The organism is Kangiella sp. M94, assembly GCF_054926195.1.
In genome coordinates, this window is record NZ_CM142903.1 from 1,699,137 (window position 1) to 1,721,028 (window position 21,892).

Sequence of the window (21,892 nt, forward strand, 5' to 3'; positions counted from 1 at the left end):
TTCTGCTAAAGTATTGTAAGTTGCTGACAAACAAAGGCTTTAACCATGGTATTTATTCTAGTCGTGACCATTATATTGATCATGATTGCCGTTGGCGTCCACTACCAGGCGCTCTATAGTATCTCGGTATTTCTCGAGCGAATAAACACAGCGGGCCGCTACAAGGTGATGCTAGGCGTGTTGATGGCCTTGGTCGCCCACTTCATTGAGATTTGGGTATTTGGAATTGCCTATTATTTAATGGGTAACTATCACGAAGGGCCAGACAAGCTAGTCAATGTAGATGGGGAAATCGTGAATGACTTTTTTAGCTGTATTTACTTTTCTTTTGCTTCATACAGCAGTTTAGGTTTTGGTGATATCGTACCTGAAGGCCCAATCCGCTTTATGGCAGGTTCAGAAGCGGTCATCGGACTGGTCTTTATTGCCTGGACTGCATCGTTACTTTACATTGAGATGCAAAAGCACTGGATCAAACCTCATCCTAAGTAAACCAATTAGCAGGCACAAAAAAACCGGCAATCGCCGGCTTTTTTACGTCTGGCTATACTGAGCTTACGCGAAGTTTTTCGCAGCAAAGTCCCAGTTAACCAATTCCCAGAAATGCTTCAAGTACTCTGGGCGAGCATTGCGGTAGTCAACATAGTAAGCATGTTCCCAAACGTCAACAGTCAACAATGGAGTCATGCCTGCGTCAGTAATTGGTGTACCAGCATTGCTAGTGTTAACAATTTCTAAAGCTCCGCTTGAGTTCTTCACTAGCCAAGTCCAACCAGAACCGAAGTTACCAGTCGCGCTTGCTGTGAATTTCTCTTTAAAGTCAGCGAATGAACCGAATGCTGAATTTATGGCGTCAGCTAATGCACCCGATGGTTCACCACCACCATTTGGGCTTAAGCTGTTCCAGTAGAATGTGTGATTCCATACTTGTGCAGCATTATTGAAAACACCACCCTCAGATGTACGGATAATATCTTCCAATGATTTACCTGCGAAATCAGTGCCGTCAATCATCTTGTTCAAATTAGTCACATAGGCTTGATGATGCTTGCCATAGTGATAATTGATCGTTTCTTCTGAAATATGTGGCGCTAACGCATCACGGTCATAGGGTAATGCAGGAAGTTCAATTGCCATGTTTATCTCCTGGGTTGAAAATTGGGTTACAAAATAAGTTGTTACGTCACTGTAAAGGGCATACATTCTAACACGTTCAATTCTACGACCCAATAGAGCCAAGCTATCGTAAGGCCAAATTTGTCGAGTCTGTTGCCCTTTAATTGGCTTTGACATTCCCTGCCATTCCCTTATTATCATTGTTCATTTCATCAATAATAAAAGAAAACTATGCAAATATTCATACTGACTTGCGCCTTTATGTGTGGCTTCCTGATCATGGCCATCGAATTGCTTGGCGGTAAAATTCTATCACCTTATTTTGGCGGTAGCGTCTATGTTTGGGGAAGTATTATTACCGTCTTTATGTTGGCTCTTTCCATTGGCTATCTATTTGGCGGAAAACTGTCGCTAAAAAATCCTAACACACGTAAATATGGCATCATCTTCATGCTGGCTGCATTATCAGTAGTGCCTTTAACCATGGGGCATGTTGCTGTTTCTGAGTGGGTGTTCGACTTCACTGATGATCCTCGATACGGCTCTTTGCTCGCTTCCACCATTCTGTTTCTCATCCCAACTATCATTTTGGGTATGATTGCGCCCTACTCTGTTCGATTACTGGTCAGAACCACGCACAGTAGCGGACAAACCGCAGGCTTTCTTTACTTCGTTTCCACTCTGGGCAGCGCAGGAGGCACTTTAGCCACCTCATTTTATTTAGTACTATGGTTTAAAATTGATCACATTTTGTACGGCTCAGCACTGATATTATTTACTATCGGTCTGATTGCTTTTTTCTTCCCACAACCGCCTCTGTCCGCAAGAACAGTTTCCACTAACGAACCGGCCGAATAGGATGATTATGAAATCATTTATCATAAAAACGATTCTGGCTTCGCTGACTGCGTCATTCCTTTTGCTCGCAACAGCTCCAAAAGCCGATGCCAAAATTATTGAGCAAGAGCGCTCGCTTTATCAGAACGTCTACATGGTTGAAGAATATGGCATGCACTGCATGCGCTTCCGCAAGAAAAATAAAAATGACCTCAGCCAGTCCTGCATATTTCTTGATGCACCCGAAATTTTTGTCTTCGATTATTACAAACAAGCCATGGGTGTCACCTTCTTTGTTGAAGACCCGAAAGAAATTTTGATTATTGGTCTAGGCGGTGGTGTGTTAGCCAATACCTTTGGTGAACTTTATCCTGAAGCTCATATTACCTCAGTCGAGATTGACCCGGTTGTCGCCAAAATGGCCAAGAAATACTTTTCTTATGACGACTCCAAGCCAAATTTCGAAACTCATATTCGCGACGGTCGAGTATTTGTTAAACGTGCTTTAAAAGACGACAAGCGCTATGACCTGATTCTGTTGGATGCTTTTAACAGTGACTATATTCCAGAGCATATGATGACTAAGGAATATCTGGAAGAAGTTAAAGCGCTGGCAAAAGACGATGGCATCATCATGGCCAATACCTTCAGCACCAGCGATTTGTTTCATCACGAGTCAGCCACATACGCTGAAGTTTTTGGGCCAATGTATCAAATCAACTTCAAGGACAAGAAAACCAATCGCGTTATCGTGGTTAGCAACAAAGAGCTACCGGGAAAACGCGAGTTGTTGAAAAAAGCCAATGAGATGAAAGGCATATTGCAAATTTATGGCGTCGATACTCTCGCTCTGTTTGATGCTATCAGTGATGAGGTCAATTGGGATACAGAGGCTAGAGTCTTAACCGACCAATATTCTCCCGCCAATTTGCTTAAATAATAAACGATATTGAGCCGTATTAACTACTGTCACCCCACTGGCGGGCGTTTGACGTCACCGCCAGTGACACTTCTATGGATAATCTCTAATCGAAAACACAGCAAACGGAGAAATTAATGATTATCAAAAAACTACGCGAACAAAAACAATGGTCACAGGAACAACTAGCCACATTAAGTGGTTTAAGCATCCGCACTATTCAGCGGATTGAAAGTGGCAATCGCGCCAGTTTGGAGTCATTAAAATCTCTTGCTGCTGTTTTCGAAACTAATATCGAAACATTACAAAAGGAGATTATCGTGATAGATAAGAAAACTGAAGAGTGGAAAGCACAGCCATGGTGGATGCGGTTCAATATGGTTGGCATCAAACGTCGCAAAGACTTAATTGTTATAGAAGGCATCTGTATCGCATTGGGCTTCTTATTTTGGATAAGCAGCTTTTTCAAACCAGAATTAATGCCGGTGACGCCAGCTCTCTTTCTGAGTGCTTATCTTGGCGCCTGGACAGTGCGTAAAGGCGATAAAGACAAAATATGGTGAGCCATAGAACCACAACAAAAAAAGGCGCTTAAAGCGCCTTTTTTATTGAGTGCGTGATAAGTGTTAGAACTTCAACGCCTGATCAATATCAGCAATCAAATCTTCAACATCTTCAATACCCACCGACAAACGCACTAGGTTTTCCAAAATGCCGATTTCCTGACGAATTTCATAAGGCACCGACGCATGGGTCATAATAGCAGGATGGTTAGACAAGCTTTCAACACCACCTAAACTTTCAGCCAAAGTAAATAACTTCAACTTTTCCATAAAGGTGCGTGAATTCTTAGCGGCCTGCTCTTCTGTGTCGCCTTTGACCAGAATAGAGATCATGCCACCGAAACCTTTCATCTGTTTCTTAGCTAATTCGTGCTGAGGGTGCGAAGCAAGGCCCGGGAAATAGACCGCATCGATTTGCGGGTGCTTGGCTAAATGCTCAGCAATGATTTGACCACTGGCATTATGTTGCTTCATGCGAAGAGCTAATGTTTTGACGCCACGTAAGGCAAGGTAGCTATCGAATGGGCCCTGAATCGCTCCAACAGAGTTATGCAAGAAAGCCATTTGTTCACGAAGCTCATCGTTGTCACCAACCACAGCCATACCACCAACCATATCAGAATGGCCATTTAAGTATTTTGTCGCTGAATGCATCACGATATCAAAACCATAATTCAATGGTTGTTGATTGTAAGGAGTAGCAAAGGTGTTATCGGCTACAGCAATCAGATTATGCTTCTTAGCAAAATCAGCAATCGCCTGCATATCAACCACTTTCAACATCGGATTCGTTGGACTTTCAACCCAAATCATCTTCGTGTTTGGCTTAAGTGCTTTTTCCAGATTGCTTAAATCAGACAAGTCGACAAAGCTGAAATCAAGATTAGCTGTACGCTTACGCACTTTATCGAACAAGCGGAAAGTACCACCGTAAAGATCGTCCATCGCAATAACGTGCGAACCGGCATCCAATAACTCAAGAATGGTGCTGGTTGCCGCCATGCCTGAAGCAAAAGCATAACCTTGCTTGCCATCTTCTAAATCTGCTACACAACGCTCATACGCCATACGCGTTGGGTTTTGACTACGCGAATACTCATAACCAGTATGTTCACCAGGACTTGGCTGGGCATAAGTCGAGGTAGTAAAAATAGGAGGCATCACAGCGCCAGTGATTGGCTCTGGTGATTGACCAGCGTGAATCACGCGGCTAGCAAATTTCAATTTTTTATCTGACATAGAATTCTTTACCTTTAAACCTTAACGATTTCTTCTAAAAGCGAGGACGGTCGGCTTTAGCCTGTTCTTTCTTGTACTGTTTAACAATACGATAGGCTTTAAAAATTTGTTTGTGGAATGGAATCATCAATAAGACACCCGCCACCATAATGATCCAGGGGTAATAGGGCCAGTTGATAGCGTTAACCAACAGACCACCACCCTTCTCATTGTTCATATAGATTTCATAACCGGCAAAAACCACTAGTGCCATACCAATTATATCGAGTAACAGTGCGACAGCAGAGAGCTTGAATACTTCATGCTGTTGGCTTGATTGCGGATTTTGCTTTTCATCAAAACCAGTCATTACAAAAACCCTTTTTCCTTCATCCACTCATCGTTATACATTTTTGACAGATAACGATTACCAGTATCGCAAACCAGAGTGACGACATTCTTTGGCTCGGTTTGATCCTGACAATAACGCAAAGCTGCTGCTAACAAGGTACCGGTTGAAGAGCCACCCATAACCGCTTCTTTACGCATCAAGTCACGCGCTGCCATCAGCGCATCTTTATCGGTGACGGTGTAAGCTTTATCAAACAGGCTCATATCACAAATATCAGGGATAAAATCTTCACCAATTCCCTCAATTACCCAGCTACCGGCTTCTTTGATTTCACCGGTTTTCAAGTAATCAACCAGAATCGAGCCTTCAGGATCGGCAAGAACCATTTCGATATCAGGATTTTTTTCCTTCATGTAACGGCCAATACCAGTAATAGTACCGCCAGAACCCACGCCGATAACAACCGCGTCAACTTTACCGTCCAGCTGTTCCCAAATTTCAGGCGCTGTGGTTTCGTAATGTGCCTGAATATTGGCATCGTTAGAGAATTGATTAATAAAGAACCAGCCGTTTTCTTCCGATAAGCGTTTGGCCACATCCTGATAATACTCAGGATGACCTTTACCCACATCAGAACGGGTACGAATCACTTCCGCACCAAAAGCACGCAAGTTATATTCTTTTTCCATGCTCATTTTGTCGGGCATGACGATTTTCAAGGTATAGCCTTTTTGAGATGCCACTAAAGCAAGGCCTAAACCCGTATTACCAGCCGTCGCTTCAATCAGCGTATCGCCCGGCTTGATATGGCCTGCTTTCTCAGCAGCTTCAATCATACTGACCGCAATGCGATCCTTGATCGAAGCGCCTGGATTCTGCGATTCCATTTTGCCGAACAGGCGGCATTTGCCCGTATCCAGATTCTGGAATTCCACCATTGGCGTATTGCCAATCATCTCAAGAATATTGCTGTATACCTTCATAAAACCTTCGCGTTTAGGTTATAACAACCGGTTATTTGTAGAATGGCCGCTACTTTACCATATTGCACAATCGAATAAACCCATTTGATCAGATCCAACCAGTTGTCCCATCAGTGACATATTTATAACCATAACGCATACTAACCGGCAATTTTTCATCGATATAAAAGCTATAAAATGTTAGATCGTGCCAGTGTCATTGATAAGAACTTTCAGATTGCTGTGAAAACAGCAAAATTCCCAGAAAAAGTCAGTAATATCAAAGCGTCAGTGACGCAGCTCTCTCCTAAAGAGTTTGTCGAGCTATTCGAATCTCAGGTCATCAGCCGCCATCTGGATTTGCGCGCGCGAATCCTTAAAGATCAGGGTATTGGCTATTACACTATTGGTAGTAGCGGGCACGAAGGCAATGCCGTAATGGGCAAGGTCTTTCGTCATACCGATATGGCCTTTCTGCACTATCGCTCCGGTGCTTTAATGACACAACGGTCACGCCAGCTACCCAATATCGATCCTATCCGCGACCAGATTTTATCGCTGGTAGCAGCAAAAGAAGACCCCATTTCGCAAGGCCGTCATAAGGTTTTCGGCAGTGCGCAGCTGTTCGTACCCCCGCAAACCAGCACCATTGCCTCGCACCTGCCTAAAGCGATGGGTGCCGCCTGGTCACTGGGTCGTGCCGAACGGAATAATTTTGATGCAGCCATTCCCGGCGATAGCGTGATTCTGTGCAACTTTGGTGATGCCAGCTTTAACCACGCTACCGCACAGTCTGCATTGAATACGGCTCAATACCTATCCTATAAAGGTGAGCCTCTGCCGCTGGTCTATATTTGCGAAGACAATGGTATTGGCATTTCGGTTTCAACGCCGCCGAACTGGGTCGAAAATAACGTTAAAAACCGCCACAGCATTGAATATATTCAGTGTAATGGTTTGCACCTGCCGGATGTTTATCTCGCCGCTCTTGAAGCCGAAGAGATTGCTCGCCATGAGCGACGCCCGGTATTCCTGCACATGAAAACAGTGCGCCTGATGGGGCATGCTGGCAATGACACCGAAAGTATTTATCACAGCATAGAACAGATCGAACAGACTGAAGCACAGGATCCTTTGCTGCACTCGGCGCGTGTCTGTATTGAAGCGGGCTACCTGTCCACCGAAGACGTACTTGATATGTACGAGAGCACTCGTCAAAAAGTAGAAAAGACTGCAGAACAGGCTATCAAACTACCTAAAATCAGTACTGCTGAGGAAGTATGCGCTTCCATTGCGCCAGAGCTTCCCGCCAAAGAGAAGCCCCCTATCGCTAAAATCACGCGTCGTCAGGAGCTATTCGAGATTGGTCGCCAGTTTAAGTTTCTGGATAAGCCACGCAGCATGGCGCAACTGATCAACTATGCACTTACCGACTTAATGGAACAATATCCAAATTCCATCATGTTTGGCGAAGATGTTGGCAAAAAAGGCGGTGTTTACAGTATTTCGACCAATTTACAGAATCGTTTTGGCGAGCACCGTGTATTCGATACCTTGCTTGATGAAACCAGTATTCTGGGTACCGCCATTGGCGCAGCCCATTTAGGTTATCTGCCGGTTCCAGAGATTCAGTTTTTAGCTTATACCCACAATGCGATTGACCAAATTCGTGGCGAAGCTTCCACCCTATCTTTCTTCTCGAATAACCAATTCACCAATCCGATGGTGGTTCGAGTCGCAGGCCTGGCCTATCAGAAAGGCTTTGGTGGCCACTTCCACAATGACAACAGTATTGCCTTCCTGCGTGAAATACCCGGTGTGACACTGGTTTGCCCATCGAATGGATTAGATGCTGCACAAATGATGCGCGAAGCTTTCCGTCTGGCCGACGAGCAAAAACGTGTGGTGATATTCTTGGAACCGATCGCTCTTTACCATGCCAAAGACCTGCATGAAACCGGCGACAATGGTTGGTTGTTTGAATATCCCGAGCCAAATCAAACCGTTGCATTTGGCGAGCCAGGTATTCGCAAACCGGTCAACAATAAAGGCAAAGAAGTCGACAGCAAAGACATGCTGATTATCAGCTATGGCAATGGCTACTACCTGTCAGCACAGGCACAAAAAGACTTAAGCGATAAACACAAGCTGGATGCCACTATTATGGATCTACGCTGGTTAGCGCCATTGAATCACGAAAAAATTGCCGCAATTGCCAGCCAATATAAGAAAGTATTGATTGTCGACGAATGCCGCAAAACAGGCTCGGTCAGCGAAGAAGTCATCACCGGCCTGGTTGAACGTTTGGACAAACTACCACAAATCAAACGCATTACCGGCCACGACACCTTCATCCCAATTGGCACCTCATGGCAGTACGTTCTTCCCAGTAAAGAAGACATAATCAAAGCGGCTGTCGAACTCAAGGCAAATACATAAATACTTGGTCTTGCAAGGGTGTTCCTGCTTTATATGGAACACCTTTTCTAAGGCACTGCACAAGCCAATTCTTGCTTAATTCAAAAACGACTTAACTCAGCATCGATCATAAATATCTATAAAAATCCTCTCTAAGATGTTGAATGCCATAGCTTAAAAGGTCAAATATCATTATTTTTTCTTATCAAGAGTTAGCGTTGACAAGCTGCTTTGTGTCGAAATCATTAGTCATAAAACACTTTCTAACTATTTGCCTTCCCATATTTGCATCCCTCTACAACAAAAAGAGCGATAGCATACACTCACTTGATTTTTTCGGAGATTTGTATCGATTTGTAATAACTTGACCCAGCTCTTAATTCGCACATCCATTAGAGTGATTTTACATTAGTAATATTGATGCGAAGGCATCCCTTTTATAAATTTACTAAGTCCAGATTGAATCTGGATAACTCAAAAACAATACTAAGGGGAATTTTTAATGAAACTAAACCATATAGTTGCAGGAGTTCTACTAGCGACTGGCGCAACAGGCGTCTATGCTGGTGAGTTCAAAACTGCTTCAGTACCAAGTAAAGCTATCAAAGGACAATACATTGTTGTCCTAAAGGATGATGCTGTAGCTCAAAACATGGGGCAATTTTCCAGCAATGCTTCAGAGCAAGCCATTCAAATGATGACTGAGACCTTGAGCCGTAAATATCAGGCACAAGTTCAGCGTACTTACACAAGGGCATTAAAAGGTGGTACTTTCACTTTGTCTGAGAAAGCAGCACAAAAGCTTGCTCAGGATCCAAATGTATTATTGGTTGAAGAAGACCAAATCGTTAGTCTCAATGCGACCCAAAACAATGCCACATGGGGTATTGACCGTGTTGACCAGCGTAACCTACCGTTAAGCGGCACCTATACATACAACACCACTGCCAGTAACGTCAATGCTTACATTATCGATACCGGTATCCTTAATTCGCATAGTGAATTTGGTGGTCGCTCTGTAAGCGGTATCGATACTGTCGATAATGATAACGACGCAACTGACTGTAACGGTCACGGTACGCATGTTGCTGGTACTGTAGGTGGTTCTACTTACGGTATTGCAAAAAGCGTTAACTTAATTGGTGTTCGTGTATTGAATTGTAGTGGTAGCGGTACCTTATCCGGAGTAATCGATGGCATCGACTGGGTGGCTAACAACCATACCAAACCAGCTGTTGCTAACATGAGTTTGGGTGGCGGTGCTTCATCATCGATCGATACCGCCGTTGCCAACTTGGTTTCTGCCGGTGTCACAGTAGTCGTGGCTGCTGGTAATGATAATAGCAGTGCCTGTAACTACTCGCCTGCGCGTGAGCCAAGCGCAATCACTGTAGGCTCCACCACCTCAAGTGACTCGCGTTCAAGCTTCTCGAACTATGGTTCTTGCTTGGATATCTATGCTCCCGGTTCTAGCATCACATCAGCATGGTCAAATGGTGGTACTAACACTATCAGCGGTACCTCAATGGCTTCTCCACACGTAGCGGGAGTTGCTGCTCTTTATTTAGCAGACAACCCAACCGCGACACCAAGCCAGGTTGATACAGCGATCACTGATGCTGCAACACCGGGTGTCGTTTCAGATGCTAAATCGGGCTCTCCTAACTTGTTGTTGTATAGCTTGTTTGATGGCACACCTCCTCCTCCACCACCTCCAGGTGACGAACTAGAAAATGGTGTATCGGTAACTTTCTCTGGTGCTCAGTATTCAGAAACTGATTACACTTTTGAAGTTCCATCAGCCGCTTCTAACGTGAGCTTCGATATGTCAGGCGGTACCGGTGATGCTGACTTGTATGTTAAGTTCGGTAGCGAACCAACCACTTCTAGCTACGACTGTCGTCCATACCGTAACGGTAACAACGAAAGCTGTGACTTCTCAGCACAAACCGGTACTTACTATGTGATGGTTCGTGGTTACACCAGCTTCTCCAATGTAAGCTTGGTAGCAACGCACGATGGCGATGACACAAACCCTCCACCAGGAGGCGGTAGCGAAACACATGAAAACATTTCAGGTGCTTCAGGTAGCTGGACTCACTTCTACGTTGATATTCCTGCTGGCATGAGCAGCCTGGATGTTCAAATGAGCGGTGGTTCAGGTGACGGCGACTTGTATGTTCGTCGCGGCGCACAGCCAACGACTTCAAGCTATGACTGCCGTCCTTACAGATGGGGCAACAATGAAACTTGCTCTTTCTCAAACCCAGCTCAAGATCGTTGGTACATCAGCATCCGAGGTTACTCTTCTTATTCAGGTGTAACTTTGCAGATTGACTGGCAATAAAACCAACTCATTAATTGAGTTAATCAAGATGCCGTCCTAAGGGGCGGCATTTTTTTGCCAAGAATATAATGACCAGCAGAATGGTTAAAACGTCGTAAAACTGATGGGTTACGCTCTTTAGAGCTAACCCATCCTATATTAGGTCAGAGTACCCCTTAGATCTCTGCTCTTGTAGGATTGATATGAATTAAACTTCACCATCTTCATATCTAAACTTCCAAATTACCGCAAAAATTGTTTTCTATCAGAAAAGGAATAGCTTTACCTAGAAGCGATATCCCGAAAGCTTGCTCCAAAATCCCCCTTATATTGAGCTAAGACACGTACAAAATATAGCAATCAAAATGTGTGACCAAAGGGAATCCCTTTAGGGAGATGATTTTGATAAGAATTTTCAGCAAAGTGACCGGAGGAAATCCCTTTAGGGAGATGTGATGTAAATTCTGGTGCGTTAAGTATTTTGGAAGTGGCGCGGGGAGTCACGCGAAGCGTGGCCTCAATATCGGGGTGGTCTTCTTTTGGTTACTTTTCTTGACCACGCAAGAAAAGTAACTCGCTGAGGAGCGAAATAAAATGCTATGGGATGAAGATAGTCGTCAACTCCCCTCCCCCAGTGGCCGCCTCTTACTCTAAAGATAAAAAAATGCCGCTTAAAAGCGGCATTTTTATCAACTTACTAACAACTACCCTGCTGGATAAATATAACTCGCCTGTAAGCCTAGCGGAATACCAATCCACCAGTATGCTAACAGGAACAAACTCCAGCCGATCAGGAATGCGATAGAGAACGGTAGCATCATGGCGACCAAGGTGCCGATACCTGTTCCTTTAACGTATTTCTGACAGTAAACCACCACCAATGGGAAGTACGGCATTAATGGTGTGATGATATTCGAACTTGAATCACCGACACGATAGGCTGCCTGGGTTAAGTCAGGAGAAATGCCTAACTGCATCAGCATCGGTACAAAGATAGGAGCCAGAAGCGCCCATTTCGCTGATGCAGAACCCACAAACAGGTTAACAAAAGCGGTTAAGAAAATAATACCGACGATAGTGATAGCACTTGGCAGAGCCATAGCTTTAAGCACCTGCGCACCTTCAATGGCCAGTAATGCACCTAGGTTTGATTGTGAGAAAGCTGCAATGAACAAAGCACAGAAGAAAGCCATTACGATGTAGTAAGCCATACCGTGCATTGCTTTACTCATGGCATCAATCATATCTTTAGTGGTTTTAAAGGTACCTGCTGTGAAACCATAAACCGCACCCGGGACCCAGAATAATAAGAAGATCAAAGGAACGATGGATTTCATCAACGGAGCCTGGAAGGAAGTCAATGAACCGTCGTGGCGTAGTGAAGAGTCAGTGCCTAAAGACGCATAAATGAGTACGCCAATACCAACCAGCATTACCAAAGTAGAAATCACGAATGCCTTTTTCTCTTTACCCGTAATTTCATGGAACTCTGGCAAATCATCCGTATCACCATCAACTGGCGTTTTTTGTAGACGTGGCTCAACGATACGTGCGGTAATAAACCAACCCAGAAGTATAATAAATAGACTCGAAATACCGGTAAAGAACCAGTTATTCAAAGGGTTAACCGACATGCCCGGCTCAATAATATGAGCGGCTGACTGGGTAAAGCTTTGCAGTAATGGGTCAATGCCTGAAGGAATAAAGTTAGCACTGAAGCCACCGCTGACGCCGGCAAACGCCGCAGCAATACCCGCTAATGGATGGCGTCCCATCGCGTAATAAATCACACCTGCCAATGGGATGACCAGTACATAGCCTGCATCGGTGGCTGTGTGACTGACAATCGCAATCAAAATAATGGTAGGCGTCAATAAGAATTGTGGCGTTCTTTTAAGCATCAATTTGATGCCAGTATTGATATAGCCGGAATGCTCAGCGACCCCAACACCTAACATTGCCACCAACACAACCCCAAGTGGCGCAAAGCTGGTAAAGGTCACCACCATGTTCGACAGGAAGTTAGCTAACGCATCACCGGTTAAAAGATTGTTGACGATAATGTTTTCGCCAGTACGCGGGTCAATTGCGTCAAAGCTGATGCCAGAAAGCATCCATGAAAGAACCCAGATAATCAGCATTGCTGATAAGAAGATCATCGCTGGGTCAGGCAATTTATTACCGACTCGCTCAATCCCATTCAAAAAACGAGCGATAGCCCCAGTCGGCGCTGCCCCATTGTTATTATCCATCTCATTTCCTCAAATTAAGCCAAGTGCAAAGTTATACCTTATCTAGCAAGCCATATTCAAGCAAACTCAGGTCTTATCAGCCATTTAGAGCCATCTATATGCTTGAAAATTAAACAACCACCCCAATCTTGATTAAACACAATCAATAATAACGACCTATGACCGCACTCTATATTGTCCTCGCCGCCTCTGTTTTCGCCATTATCTGGATTCTCAGTTCCAATTACCGTAAAAAACGTAAGAGACAACAGGTTGCCAGCCAACCATTCCCTAAAGAGTGGCGACAGATCCTACGCAACAACCTGCCTTTCTTTTATAAGATGCCCGCTGATCTGCAGTTACAACTCAAAAAAAAGATGCAGATCTTTCTGGCTGAAAAAGACTTTGTCGGTCGCAAAGGCCAGGACATTACTGATGAAGTTAAAGTCACTATCGCCGCTCAGGCATGTATGCTGCTGCTCAATCGTCCCACCGACTTTTACCCCTTCCTGAAAACCATCGTAGTTTACCCGGCGGCCTTTATCACCCGCCACAATCGCTACGACGCCTCCGGCATTCAAAGCGAAGAGCCGCGGGTATTACTTGGCGAGTCATGGAATCGTGGCCAAGTCATTCTGTCCTGGACTGACTCCGCCAATGGAGGCGCTGATTTTGAAGATGGTCATAATCTGGTGATTCATGAGTTCGCTCACCAACTGGATGGCGAGTCTGGCGTCACTAATGGTGCGCCGCCTTTATCAGCTGAACAGAATTATAAAAAATGGGCTCGAATTATGTCTCTAGAGTTTCAGGAGTTGCAACGCAAAGCATCAACAGGTGAACAGACCTTATTGGACAAGTACGGAGCCACCAATCCAGCAGAGTTCTTTGCAGTAGCGACCGAAATCTTTTTTGAGAAGCCCCAAGAACTTAAGCAACTCCACCCGGATCTCTATCAAGAATTTCAGCATTACTACTCTATCAATCCCGCAGAGTGGTAAGCCAAGAATTGCAAACTGTTTAATTTATGAGCAACCATAAGAATGTTAGGGTATACTGCGACGTTGGACTGACAAGGTTCTGGTCCTGCCAGCGGAGTCCTAAATCCGCGACAGAATAGACAGCAAGTTACTTTCTCTTCACTGTCTATTGAATCTAAATTTTGAGCCACTTCCTTGCCAGATCGGTATTTTTTTCTGAATGATATCATGGAGGTACGCTATGAAAACCCGATCTAAACTGTACACAGCTTTAAGCATTACCTGCTTTTCAACACTCTTCCTTATCCCCTTATCTGCTGATGCCAGCGAGCAAAAAAGAATCAAGCAAGCACGATCAGCAGCACCCACTTCTGTCAGCGCAGACGCAACCATTGTTGATGGTGATAAAGTTCTAGTGGAAGGCAATAATGGCTGGACCTGCATGCCGGATACCTTCCCCGGTGATAACGCCCCTATTTGCGTTGATGGCGTCTGGATGGAAATGATGCAGGCGATGGGTAACAAAGAAGAGTTTACAGCTGATAAAATCGGCATTTCCTATATGTTACAGGGTGATGAAGGCGCTGGCGTCAGTAACTCCAATCCACATCACCATGACCATAAAAATGCGGATGATTATGTGGAAACCGGCCCGCACTTGATGATCATAGTGCCCAAAGACATGCTGGAAGGCATCACTGACGATCCATCGGAAGGCGGCCCTTATGTGATGTGGGGCGACACTCCTTATGCGCACATCATGCTGCCAGTTGAAGATCTGAAGAAACGCGGTAAATAGGCCTTAGTAAAATGGCCCACATTAATAACGTTATTAGTGTGGGCTATTTCAGTTAGACATATTGCCCGGCGGCATAACCGCTGGCCCAGGCCCATTGAAAATTAAAGCCGCCTAAGTGGCCGGTAACATCCAGCACTTCACCAACAAAATACAATCCATTAACCTTTTTAGCTTCAAAGGTTTTCGACGACACTTCATCTGTATCAACGCCACCCATAGTCACCTCTGCTGTGCGATAACCTTCGGTACCAGTTGGTTTAAGCTGCCAGTCCTGCAACTGCTCAGCGATGGTTTGCAAAGCCTCATTGGACAATTCTGCCAACGGCTTTTGCCCATAATCAGCAAACCAGATTTCGCATAACCTATCGGCCAACTTCTTGGTTAATTGCTCAGCAAGCACTGTGTTGATATGGGCCTTCGGTCTTTCCTGTTGAACCTGTTTTAAATGGTCGTACAAATCCACATCAGGAAATAAGTTGATTGAAATCGCATCGCCCGGCTGCCAATAAGACGAGATTTGCAAAATGGAGGGGCCGCTTAAACCGCGGTGGGTAAATAAAATGTTTTCGCGAAAAGATTGTCCATTGCAGCTTACCAATGCATCCGCTGAGGTACCGGACAAACCGGCAAACTGTTCCAGTAATTTTGGAGTCAGAGTAAAAGGCACCAGTGCAGCATAAGTTGGGAAAAGCTTGAGGCCAAATTGTTTAGCGATATCATAACCAAAGCCAGTCGCGCCCATAGTTGGAATTGACAGGCCACCGGTGGCAATCACCAGCGACTGGCAGTGCCACTTGCCCTGACTGGTCTGGATGATAAAGCCATCATCGACTTTATCCACCTGTTTCACTGAGCACTCGGTTCTGATCTCAACACCCGCCTGAGCGCACTCGTCCAGCAACATATTCACTATATCTTTTGCTTTATTATCACAAAACAACTGCCCCAGTTTTTTTTCATGATAAGGAATGCCGTGCTTCTCTACCATGCCAATAAAGTCCCATTGGGTATAGCGGCTTAAAGCTGATTTACAGAAGTGCTGATTGTGCGAAAGGAAATTCGTTGGCTCGGTGTAATAGTTAGTAAAGTTACAACGCCCACCACCCGACATCAGAATTTTCTTGCCCACCTTATTAGCATGGTCAAGGATCGCAACCGAACGGTCGCGCTGTCCTGCGGTAATACCGCACATCAAGCCAGCAGCGCCCGCGCCGATAATAATTACGTCTTTCTTTTGCATTCCCCAACCTTGAAAAGCGAGCCTATTTAGCCCATAGAAAAAATCATGCGGAACAATTCTAGCATTTGTGGCATCATCACAACATTATTCTTCACCCAAAAGTTACACCTCGTTATGGCTTTTATTATGAGCACCCCAGTGTTGTACGCTCTCTGCGTTCTCATTTGGGGAAGCACCTGGTTTGCAATCGAGTTTCAGCTCGGTGTTGTGCCACACGAATATTCATCGTTTTATCGCTTCGGTCTAGCGTCCTTATTACTATTCGCCTTCTGCTGGTTTAAGAAGCTTCCTATGCGCTATGGCTTGCTGCAACACGCCTGGCTTGTCCTGATGGGCATCACCTTCTTCGGCCTAAACTACCTGTTGGTTTACGAAGCTCAGGAATACCTGACTTCCGCGATGGCTTCGGTCATATTCTCAGCGGTCCTGATCGTTAACATCTTCAATTCATGGCTGTTTTTCAAAGCCAAAATTACCGCCCGTGTCATTATCGGCTCAGCGCTCGGCTTGCTCGGTATGGTGATGATTTTCTGGAATGAGTTAACCGACTTTACTCTGGAAAATGCTAAGCTGTATGGCCTGCTGATTGCTCTGCTTGGTGTGCTCTGTGCTTCGATTGGTAATATGGTTTCGGTTCAGACTCAAAAGTACGATATGCCGGTCATTCAGATGAATGCCTACGCCATGGGCTATGGCTCCCTGTTCAGTCTGGTTGTAGGAATAGTTCAAGGCAAAGCGTTGATCTACGACATGGCACCAGGCTACACCATTAGCTTAATCTACCTGTCGGTGTTTGGTTCAGTGTTGGCTTTCGGCGCCTACCTGACCTTACTAAGACGGATCGGCATTCATAAGGCTACTTACGCGGTAGTGCTTTTCCCTGCAGTGGCCTTAATTATTTCAACTTTCTTTGAAGACTTTATCTGGACCTGGATTATCGCGACCGGCATTGTGCTGATTGGACTCGGTAATATCTTTGTGATAAACCGAGAGGACATCAGGAAGAAATAAAGGAGCTATCATGCTTGAAGACAGCGTACATAAAGCAACAGTTACAAATACCTTAGAGGACGGACTCTTCTGCAATATTGATGCTGATGGTCATAAATTAGTAGGTGATGAGCCCGAAGAACGCGGCGGACACAACAAAGGGCCGACTCCCTATCATTATCTGGCCACCGCCTTAGGCACTTGCACCGCCATGACGCTCAATATGTACGCCAACCGCAAAAAATGGCCAGTAGAACAAATCAAGGTCGATGTCATTCATAAGAAGATCAAAGCTGAAGACTGTGAGGACTGTGAAACCGAAAAAGGCTCTGTCGATGTTTTAGAACGCCACATCAAAGTAACCGGTGATTTAGATCGTGAGCAGCAGGAACGCATGCTCGAAATTGCTAACAAATGCCCAGTGCACAGAACCTTGATGGGTGAACTGAAAATTCGCTCGAAACTGGTGTGTCAGGTTAAGTAATAATTTTGTCGAGGGCGAGCGCCACTCGCCCCTAAAAACTTGTTTAGCGATAGATAATTAGGCTGAACTCTTCGTCTTAAATCGGCGCGCGAATCCGAAAACACCCAACCATAACAATAAGAACCAGTGCACAGCACCCCCTCCTCCTCCGCTAGACTGCGGTTCCGCAAGGGTTAAATTTTGATTCGATACTGTCAGCGTATACGAGGAGTCTGTGCCCCCGGAGTCACCCGCTTGTCCATTAGAGTTTTCATAGTTAGTCCATGCTCCGCGATTCCAGTCAACGGCTGTAGTAGGATTAGCATCCAAGGACAGGCCAGCCAAATCTTGAACCGCAAGATTAATTTTGATATTTGTTGTGCCCGTTGTCGAACTGACAGGAATATCCGTTGGAAGTGTAAAGTCGACTTTGAAAGCATCATCGTGGTATTGATCAAACGTAAAGCCATCAACTTCCTGGTTTAACCAAACACTTCTATTGGTACTAATGGTACGCGTAAAATTGCCACTTCCACCATTTCCGCTAATGGTTACCGAAGGCGACAAGGTTACTGATTGCCCTGTGTATTGAGTAATAACACCAGACGAATTTCTCACTCGCATTGGCTTACTGAAACTGACATACAAGGAATAGGTCTGCCCGCCTTGTAGCGCATTATTAGCGGTGACATTTAAACTCCTGCTCGAACCGCTAGTCCAGGCTGCAGCATAAACATCATTGCCATCACTATCTACCAGCTGGACTTTAGTCACATAAGCCGGTCCAGCCTGATGGTAAAACATCAGCATCTGGGCAGGAGCAAGTTGATCTCGAGTACGTGCAATTTCACTGTCCGGCATAATAAAGCCTGAATGGCTCGCACCAGTGCCACCATAAAAAGCTCCCCCACTTGGCTCATTGGCAAAACCTTGTGGTGGTTCCAGTTCTAAGGTCCAGGTTGGAATTAAATCGGTGTAAGCAAAGTACTCCGCGGTAGCCGGTATCCCGCTCCCCACCTGATTGTAGACAGGGACGTAATCTGCGCCTTGCGCTTGTGTCGTGCTTTGAAATTTTGAAGCTAAACTTTTGGTAATCGCATTGAGGCGGTTGTTATTGGGTTGCGGCACAAACAAAACTCGTGAAAAAGAATGCGTATCCTGATAAAAACGTAAACGATTTCTTGGACCCAGTTGCGCGGCAGCTAGAAGTGCCTGAGTTTCAATCTCAGACTGTGCTGAAGCACCACCATAGATCAAACTGTTTGGATCACTATTGCCAGCTTGTACTCCAAAGAAAACAGGCCCATTCCGATTTAAGTCGACGCCTCGTAAACGATCGGTTTCAGTTGATAACACCTCATCAACATTGGGCATGTTTTTGCGGCGCATACGCCCATCTCTTGGCTCTGCAAACTTCTGTCCAGGTGACGAGCCTGAGTTCGTTCCGGGTGATTGGGTTACTTCAGTGGGGAAGCGCTGAGTCTGCAAAAAACCGTCAATGTTCATAACAGGCAGGATAACGATGTTAGTGTTGTCTAATAAATATTGAACCACACTCTGATCATTTTTCTTTTCTGTCAGCTGCTCCATCAACTCGGTAACCACCTCCGGACTTTGCCACTCACGTGCGTGAATCGTGCCGTTAACTAAAAATGCAGGTTCTGTACGACCATCATTTGTTTGGTTATCACTATCACCAAAACGATAGGCGTAAATATCACGGTTATTATGAGTTTGGCCCACCACGCTACTTCTTACTTCGGGGTGAGTGACTGCCAAGGCTTGGTGCTGGCTATGTAAGCTATCATAGGTTCTAAAGCCGTCGACACCTGTTAGTGAGTCAACAGGAATAGGTACCGGATAACCGATCGCCAACTGATTACTCGAATTGGTATTTTCAGTGTAGCTTAAGACCTCTGCTTCAATACTTCCTGAGTAGATAACTAAAGCTGAAGTTACGATGCATGCTGTTAATTTAACCATGTGTTCACCTCCGCTTTAATATCTTCAAACTGAATATAACCCTGCTCAAGAATATCTCTCAGCTGAGCTTTTGAATCGGGAGTATTGGCAAGCTTCAGCGCGAGCAAACAATTTGCAACCGCATAACGAGAAGTTTGATGTTGTCTCAGGAATTCTACAATAGTGGAGTAATCAGAATGGTCTTTCATTAATTTTGATAAAGCAAAAGCACTACTTGAACCTAACGTTTCGTCAGACAGATGGGAATACAGAACATCTCTATCAAGTACACTTTGCGGTAGCTTGCCATACTCAATGAGAGCCTGTGCTGCTAGCCCCGATCGATTCGAAATGAGCTCTTTTAATAAAGCCTCTCGCTCATGTTCTGAAAAATACTGATCCAGCCCCCTCAAAAGCTGGTGCTTTGAAGCAGACTTATGTTGCGAGTTCAACAATGCTTCTGCTGCTTTGTAACTCCGACTTGTCACAACTAAAGTTTCTAACAACTTCAAACTATCGGGATTGTCATGATCCTTATAATTAGCTACCAGCAAATCAATTGTTGATATTGGCAATAATGGGGAGTTTTGCAGTGTACCCTTTGCAGCTTGCAGGTTGATGAAGTTGTTTGTGCTTGCTTCAGCAAAAAGCACAGGGTTAGTTTGCAGTAAAATCGTGAACTCTGATTTCTTAGAATGAACTTCATTCATGAATAGTTTATGTCGAGCTAGCGATGAAGTATCAAAGATAGGAACGGCAATCGGGCCTTCAGGATGTTGCTTATAGGCAGTGACTTTATGTATTGTGGCCTGTTTTAAAAAATTAATATCATCTTGGGACAGTTCCTCAGGATTCAGATCACTGACTTTCTTGAAAAGAAGATATTCGTTAACTAAGGAATCTTCCGCCCCTCCTTTTAGAGCTGCATCACTTAGCTCTTTTATCTGCGCTATACGTTCCTCCGTATAGACTTGATTGCGGGGAACTTCCGATATTAACAAGGGGCCACCCTCATTAGCACTTAAATTGCTCCCATAGATTAGCCCAAGAGCAAAAAAGAACGCAGTTGCTTTACTATTTATCATACCTATACCTCACCTTGGCAATCACATACCAATTTAAAGTTAGACCGCAACTGCTCCAGTAAGTTTAAGTCAGCTTTTTCGGGTCTAATATTTTCTTGAGTTTAGCTTTTGAAATGGTTGTTGTCTCTACGGCCACATCCAAAATGCTTCGCTCTTCACGTCTTGCCTTGTAAACAATCTCAGAAGCTTTCTCATAACCAACTTCCGGTGCCAGCGCAGTTGCCAAAATAGCATTCTTATCGAGCTTATCAGTCAAAGCTTTCTCATTAACTTCAAAGTGGGCGATAGTCTCTGATAAATGCTCTGCAGAGGTGGTAGCCAAATGTAATGACTGCAATAAGTTATAGGCTATTACCGGCAGCATCACATTAAGCTGGAAATTTCCTGACTGAGCGCCGATGGTAATGGTCGTATTATTGCCCATGATTTGCGCCGCTGCCATCGCCACCGCTTCCGGAATCACAGGATTAACTTTACCAGGCATAATACTGCTACCCGGCTGAATGGCTTTCAATTGAATTTCTCCGAGTCCGCTGACTGGTCCACTATTCATCCAGCGCAAGTCATTACTGATTTTCATTAGCGCAGTTGCCAGCGTATTCAACACACCCGATAACGCCACACTGGCATCCTGCCCAGCAATGCTGGCAAAGGTATTTTTACTTTTGCTGAAAGGTAACCCGCTATGTGCTTTGAGTTTTTGCGCAAAAAGACTGCGGAATTTTGCTGAGCTGTTGATGCCAGTTCCAATCGCCGTACCACCTTGAGCCAGTTGCGCGATAGTGGGCACGATCTTTTGGCATGCATCAATACTGATTTGAATCTGATGCGCCCACCCCGAAAGCTCCTGTTGCAGACTCAATGGCATGGCATCCATTAAATGGGTGCGTCCGGTTTTAACGACCTTCTTGTGTAGCTTTCCTTTATTCTCAATCGTAGATTTCAAAGTCAACAAAGCTGGAATTAACTCATGCACCAAAGACTTCGTCGCTGACACAGAAATTGCAGTTGGGATCACATCATTACTGCTCTGCCCCATATTCACATCATCGTTGGGATGGACTTTCAGCTTGGAGTTTGAAGCCAGGTGCGAAACCACCTCATTAACGTTCATGTTGGTGCTGGTACCGGAGCCGGTTTGGAATATGTCGAGAGGAAAATTCTGGTGATTGACTAATTTATCCTTGCGGATTTTTTTGATGGCTTTGGTAATTGCCTGGAATTTATTTTTGGAGAGAAGCCCAAGCTCATGATTGGTTTCTGCTGCTATCAGCTTGATATCAAGAATGCTATCAATAAATGCCAACGGCATTTTAAGGTCGCTGATATTGAAGTTATTCAACGCACGCTGAGTTTGTGCAGCATACAGCGCATCCTCTGCAACCTTAACCTCACCCATACTGTCCTTTTCGATACGAAAGCTCATTACTC

Annotated in this window: 19 protein-coding genes; 10 read left to right on the top strand and 9 right to left on the bottom strand. The window is 44.8% G+C overall.

Annotated features, from left to right (window positions below; all coding sequences use genetic code 11):
• Positions 1 to 45: 45 nt before the first annotated feature.
• On the top strand, positions 46 to 492 hold the full coding sequence (locus ACYTXU_RS07785) for an ion channel (protein WP_462206074.1): 447 nt from the start codon (positions 46 to 48) through the stop codon (positions 490 to 492).
• Positions 493 to 555: 63 nt separating this feature from the next.
• Here the strand turns inward: ACYTXU_RS07785 and sodB are convergent, their stop codons facing one another.
• On the bottom strand, positions 556 to 1,137 hold the full coding sequence (sodB, locus tag ACYTXU_RS07790) for a superoxide dismutase [Fe] (protein ID WP_462206076.1): 582 nt from the start codon (positions 1,135 to 1,137) through the stop codon (positions 556 to 558).
• A 210-nt stretch (positions 1,138 to 1,347) separates the two neighbouring features.
• Between sodB and ACYTXU_RS07795 the strand changes: the two genes are divergently transcribed.
• From ACYTXU_RS07795 to ACYTXU_RS07805, 3 genes are all read left to right on the top strand, one after another.
• A complete protein-coding gene (locus tag ACYTXU_RS07795; RefSeq protein ID WP_462206077.1) occupies positions 1,348 to 1,974 on the top strand; it encodes a fused MFS/spermidine synthase in 627 nt (208 codons plus the stop codon).
• Positions 1,975 to 1,981: 7 nt separating this feature from the next.
• Positions 1,982 to 2,893 (top strand): spermidine synthase, encoded by a 912-nt coding sequence (locus tag ACYTXU_RS07800; RefSeq protein ID WP_462206078.1) that lies wholly within the window; start codon positions 1,982 to 1,984, stop codon positions 2,891 to 2,893.
• Positions 2,894 to 3,009: 116 nt separating this feature from the next.
• Positions 3,010 to 3,435 (top strand): helix-turn-helix domain-containing protein, encoded by a 426-nt coding sequence (locus ACYTXU_RS07805; RefSeq protein ID WP_462206080.1) that lies wholly within the window; start codon positions 3,010 to 3,012, stop codon positions 3,433 to 3,435.
• Between the two features lie 63 nt (positions 3,436 to 3,498).
• Here the strand turns inward: ACYTXU_RS07805 and ACYTXU_RS07810 are convergent, their stop codons facing one another.
• From ACYTXU_RS07810 to ACYTXU_RS07820, 3 genes are read right to left on the bottom strand one after another with little or no spacing between them, the layout of a single operon-like run.
• Positions 3,499 to 4,674, bottom strand: coding sequence for a trans-sulfuration enzyme family protein (locus tag ACYTXU_RS07810; protein WP_462206081.1), 1,176 nt, complete (start codon positions 4,672 to 4,674; stop codon positions 3,499 to 3,501).
• A 34-nt stretch (positions 4,675 to 4,708) separates the two neighbouring features.
• Positions 4,709 to 5,023, bottom strand: coding sequence for a hypothetical protein (locus ACYTXU_RS07815; RefSeq protein ID WP_462206083.1), 315 nt, complete (start codon positions 5,021 to 5,023; stop codon positions 4,709 to 4,711).
• A complete protein-coding gene (locus ACYTXU_RS07820) occupies positions 5,023 to 5,988 on the bottom strand; it encodes a PLP-dependent cysteine synthase family protein (protein ID WP_462206084.1) in 966 nt (321 codons plus the stop codon). The genes ACYTXU_RS07815 and ACYTXU_RS07820 overlap by 1 nt, the downstream gene beginning before the upstream one ends.
• Positions 5,989 to 6,165: 177 nt before the next feature.
• Here ACYTXU_RS07820 and ACYTXU_RS07825 point away from each other — a divergent pair, with 177 nt between their 5' ends.
• Entirely contained in the window at positions 6,166 to 8,406 is a 2,241-nt protein-coding gene (locus ACYTXU_RS07825) for a thiamine pyrophosphate-dependent enzyme (RefSeq protein WP_462206085.1), read from the top strand.
• Positions 8,407 to 8,887: 481 nt separating this feature from the next.
• Complete coding sequence (locus tag ACYTXU_RS07830) at positions 8,888 to 10,732, top strand: S8 family peptidase (protein WP_462206086.1); 1,845 nt, start codon at positions 8,888 to 8,890, stop codon at positions 10,730 to 10,732.
• A gap of 683 nt (positions 10,733 to 11,415) precedes the next feature.
• On the opposite strand, the gene ACYTXU_RS07835 is transcribed toward ACYTXU_RS07830, so the two are convergent.
• Positions 11,416 to 12,963 (bottom strand): AbgT family transporter, encoded by a 1,548-nt coding sequence (locus ACYTXU_RS07835; RefSeq protein ID WP_462206088.1) that lies wholly within the window; start codon positions 12,961 to 12,963, stop codon positions 11,416 to 11,418.
• A gap of 158 nt (positions 12,964 to 13,121) precedes the next feature.
• Between ACYTXU_RS07835 and ACYTXU_RS07840 the strand changes: the two genes are divergently transcribed.
• Together ACYTXU_RS07840 and ACYTXU_RS07845 are read left to right on the top strand one after the other, a co-directional pair.
• Positions 13,122 to 13,943: a M90 family metallopeptidase gene (locus ACYTXU_RS07840; protein WP_462206090.1), complete on the top strand. Its 822-nt coding sequence runs from the start codon at positions 13,122 to 13,124 to the stop codon at positions 13,941 to 13,943.
• Between the two features lie 220 nt (positions 13,944 to 14,163).
• Positions 14,164 to 14,721, top strand: coding sequence for a hypothetical protein (locus ACYTXU_RS07845; RefSeq protein WP_462206092.1), 558 nt, complete (start codon positions 14,164 to 14,166; stop codon positions 14,719 to 14,721).
• Positions 14,722 to 14,773: 52 nt separating this feature from the next.
• Here ACYTXU_RS07845 and ACYTXU_RS07850 read toward each other — a convergent pair whose 3' ends face one another.
• Complete coding sequence (locus ACYTXU_RS07850) at positions 14,774 to 15,961, bottom strand: BaiN/RdsA family NAD(P)/FAD-dependent oxidoreductase (RefSeq protein ID WP_462206093.1); 1,188 nt, start codon at positions 15,959 to 15,961, stop codon at positions 14,774 to 14,776.
• A gap of 126 nt (positions 15,962 to 16,087) precedes the next feature.
• Between ACYTXU_RS07850 and ACYTXU_RS07855 the strand changes: the two genes are divergently transcribed.
• Together ACYTXU_RS07855 and ACYTXU_RS07860 are read left to right on the top strand one after the other, a co-directional pair.
• A complete protein-coding gene (locus ACYTXU_RS07855) occupies positions 16,088 to 16,972 on the top strand; it encodes a DMT family transporter (protein ID WP_462206094.1) in 885 nt (294 codons plus the stop codon).
• Positions 16,973 to 16,982: 10 nt separating this feature from the next.
• Entirely contained in the window at positions 16,983 to 17,435 is a 453-nt protein-coding gene (locus ACYTXU_RS07860) for an OsmC family protein (RefSeq protein ID WP_462206095.1), read from the top strand.
• A 57-nt stretch (positions 17,436 to 17,492) separates the two neighbouring features.
• Here the strand turns inward: ACYTXU_RS07860 and ACYTXU_RS07865 are convergent, their stop codons facing one another.
• The 3 genes from ACYTXU_RS07865 to ACYTXU_RS07875 form a co-directional block, all read right to left on the bottom strand.
• A complete protein-coding gene (locus tag ACYTXU_RS07865) occupies positions 17,493 to 19,397 on the bottom strand; it encodes a M14 family zinc carboxypeptidase (RefSeq protein ID WP_462206097.1) in 1,905 nt (634 codons plus the stop codon).
• Positions 19,385 to 20,461, bottom strand: coding sequence for a hypothetical protein (locus ACYTXU_RS07870; RefSeq protein ID WP_462206098.1), 1,077 nt, complete (start codon positions 20,459 to 20,461; stop codon positions 19,385 to 19,387). Before ACYTXU_RS07870 ends, ACYTXU_RS07865 begins: the two co-directional genes overlap by 13 nt.
• Before the next feature lie 64 nt (positions 20,462 to 20,525).
• Positions 20,526 to 21,887: a class II fumarate hydratase gene (locus ACYTXU_RS07875; RefSeq protein ID WP_462206100.1), complete on the bottom strand. Its 1,362-nt coding sequence runs from the start codon at positions 21,885 to 21,887 to the stop codon at positions 20,526 to 20,528.
• Between the last annotated feature and the right edge of the window lie 5 nt (positions 21,888 to 21,892).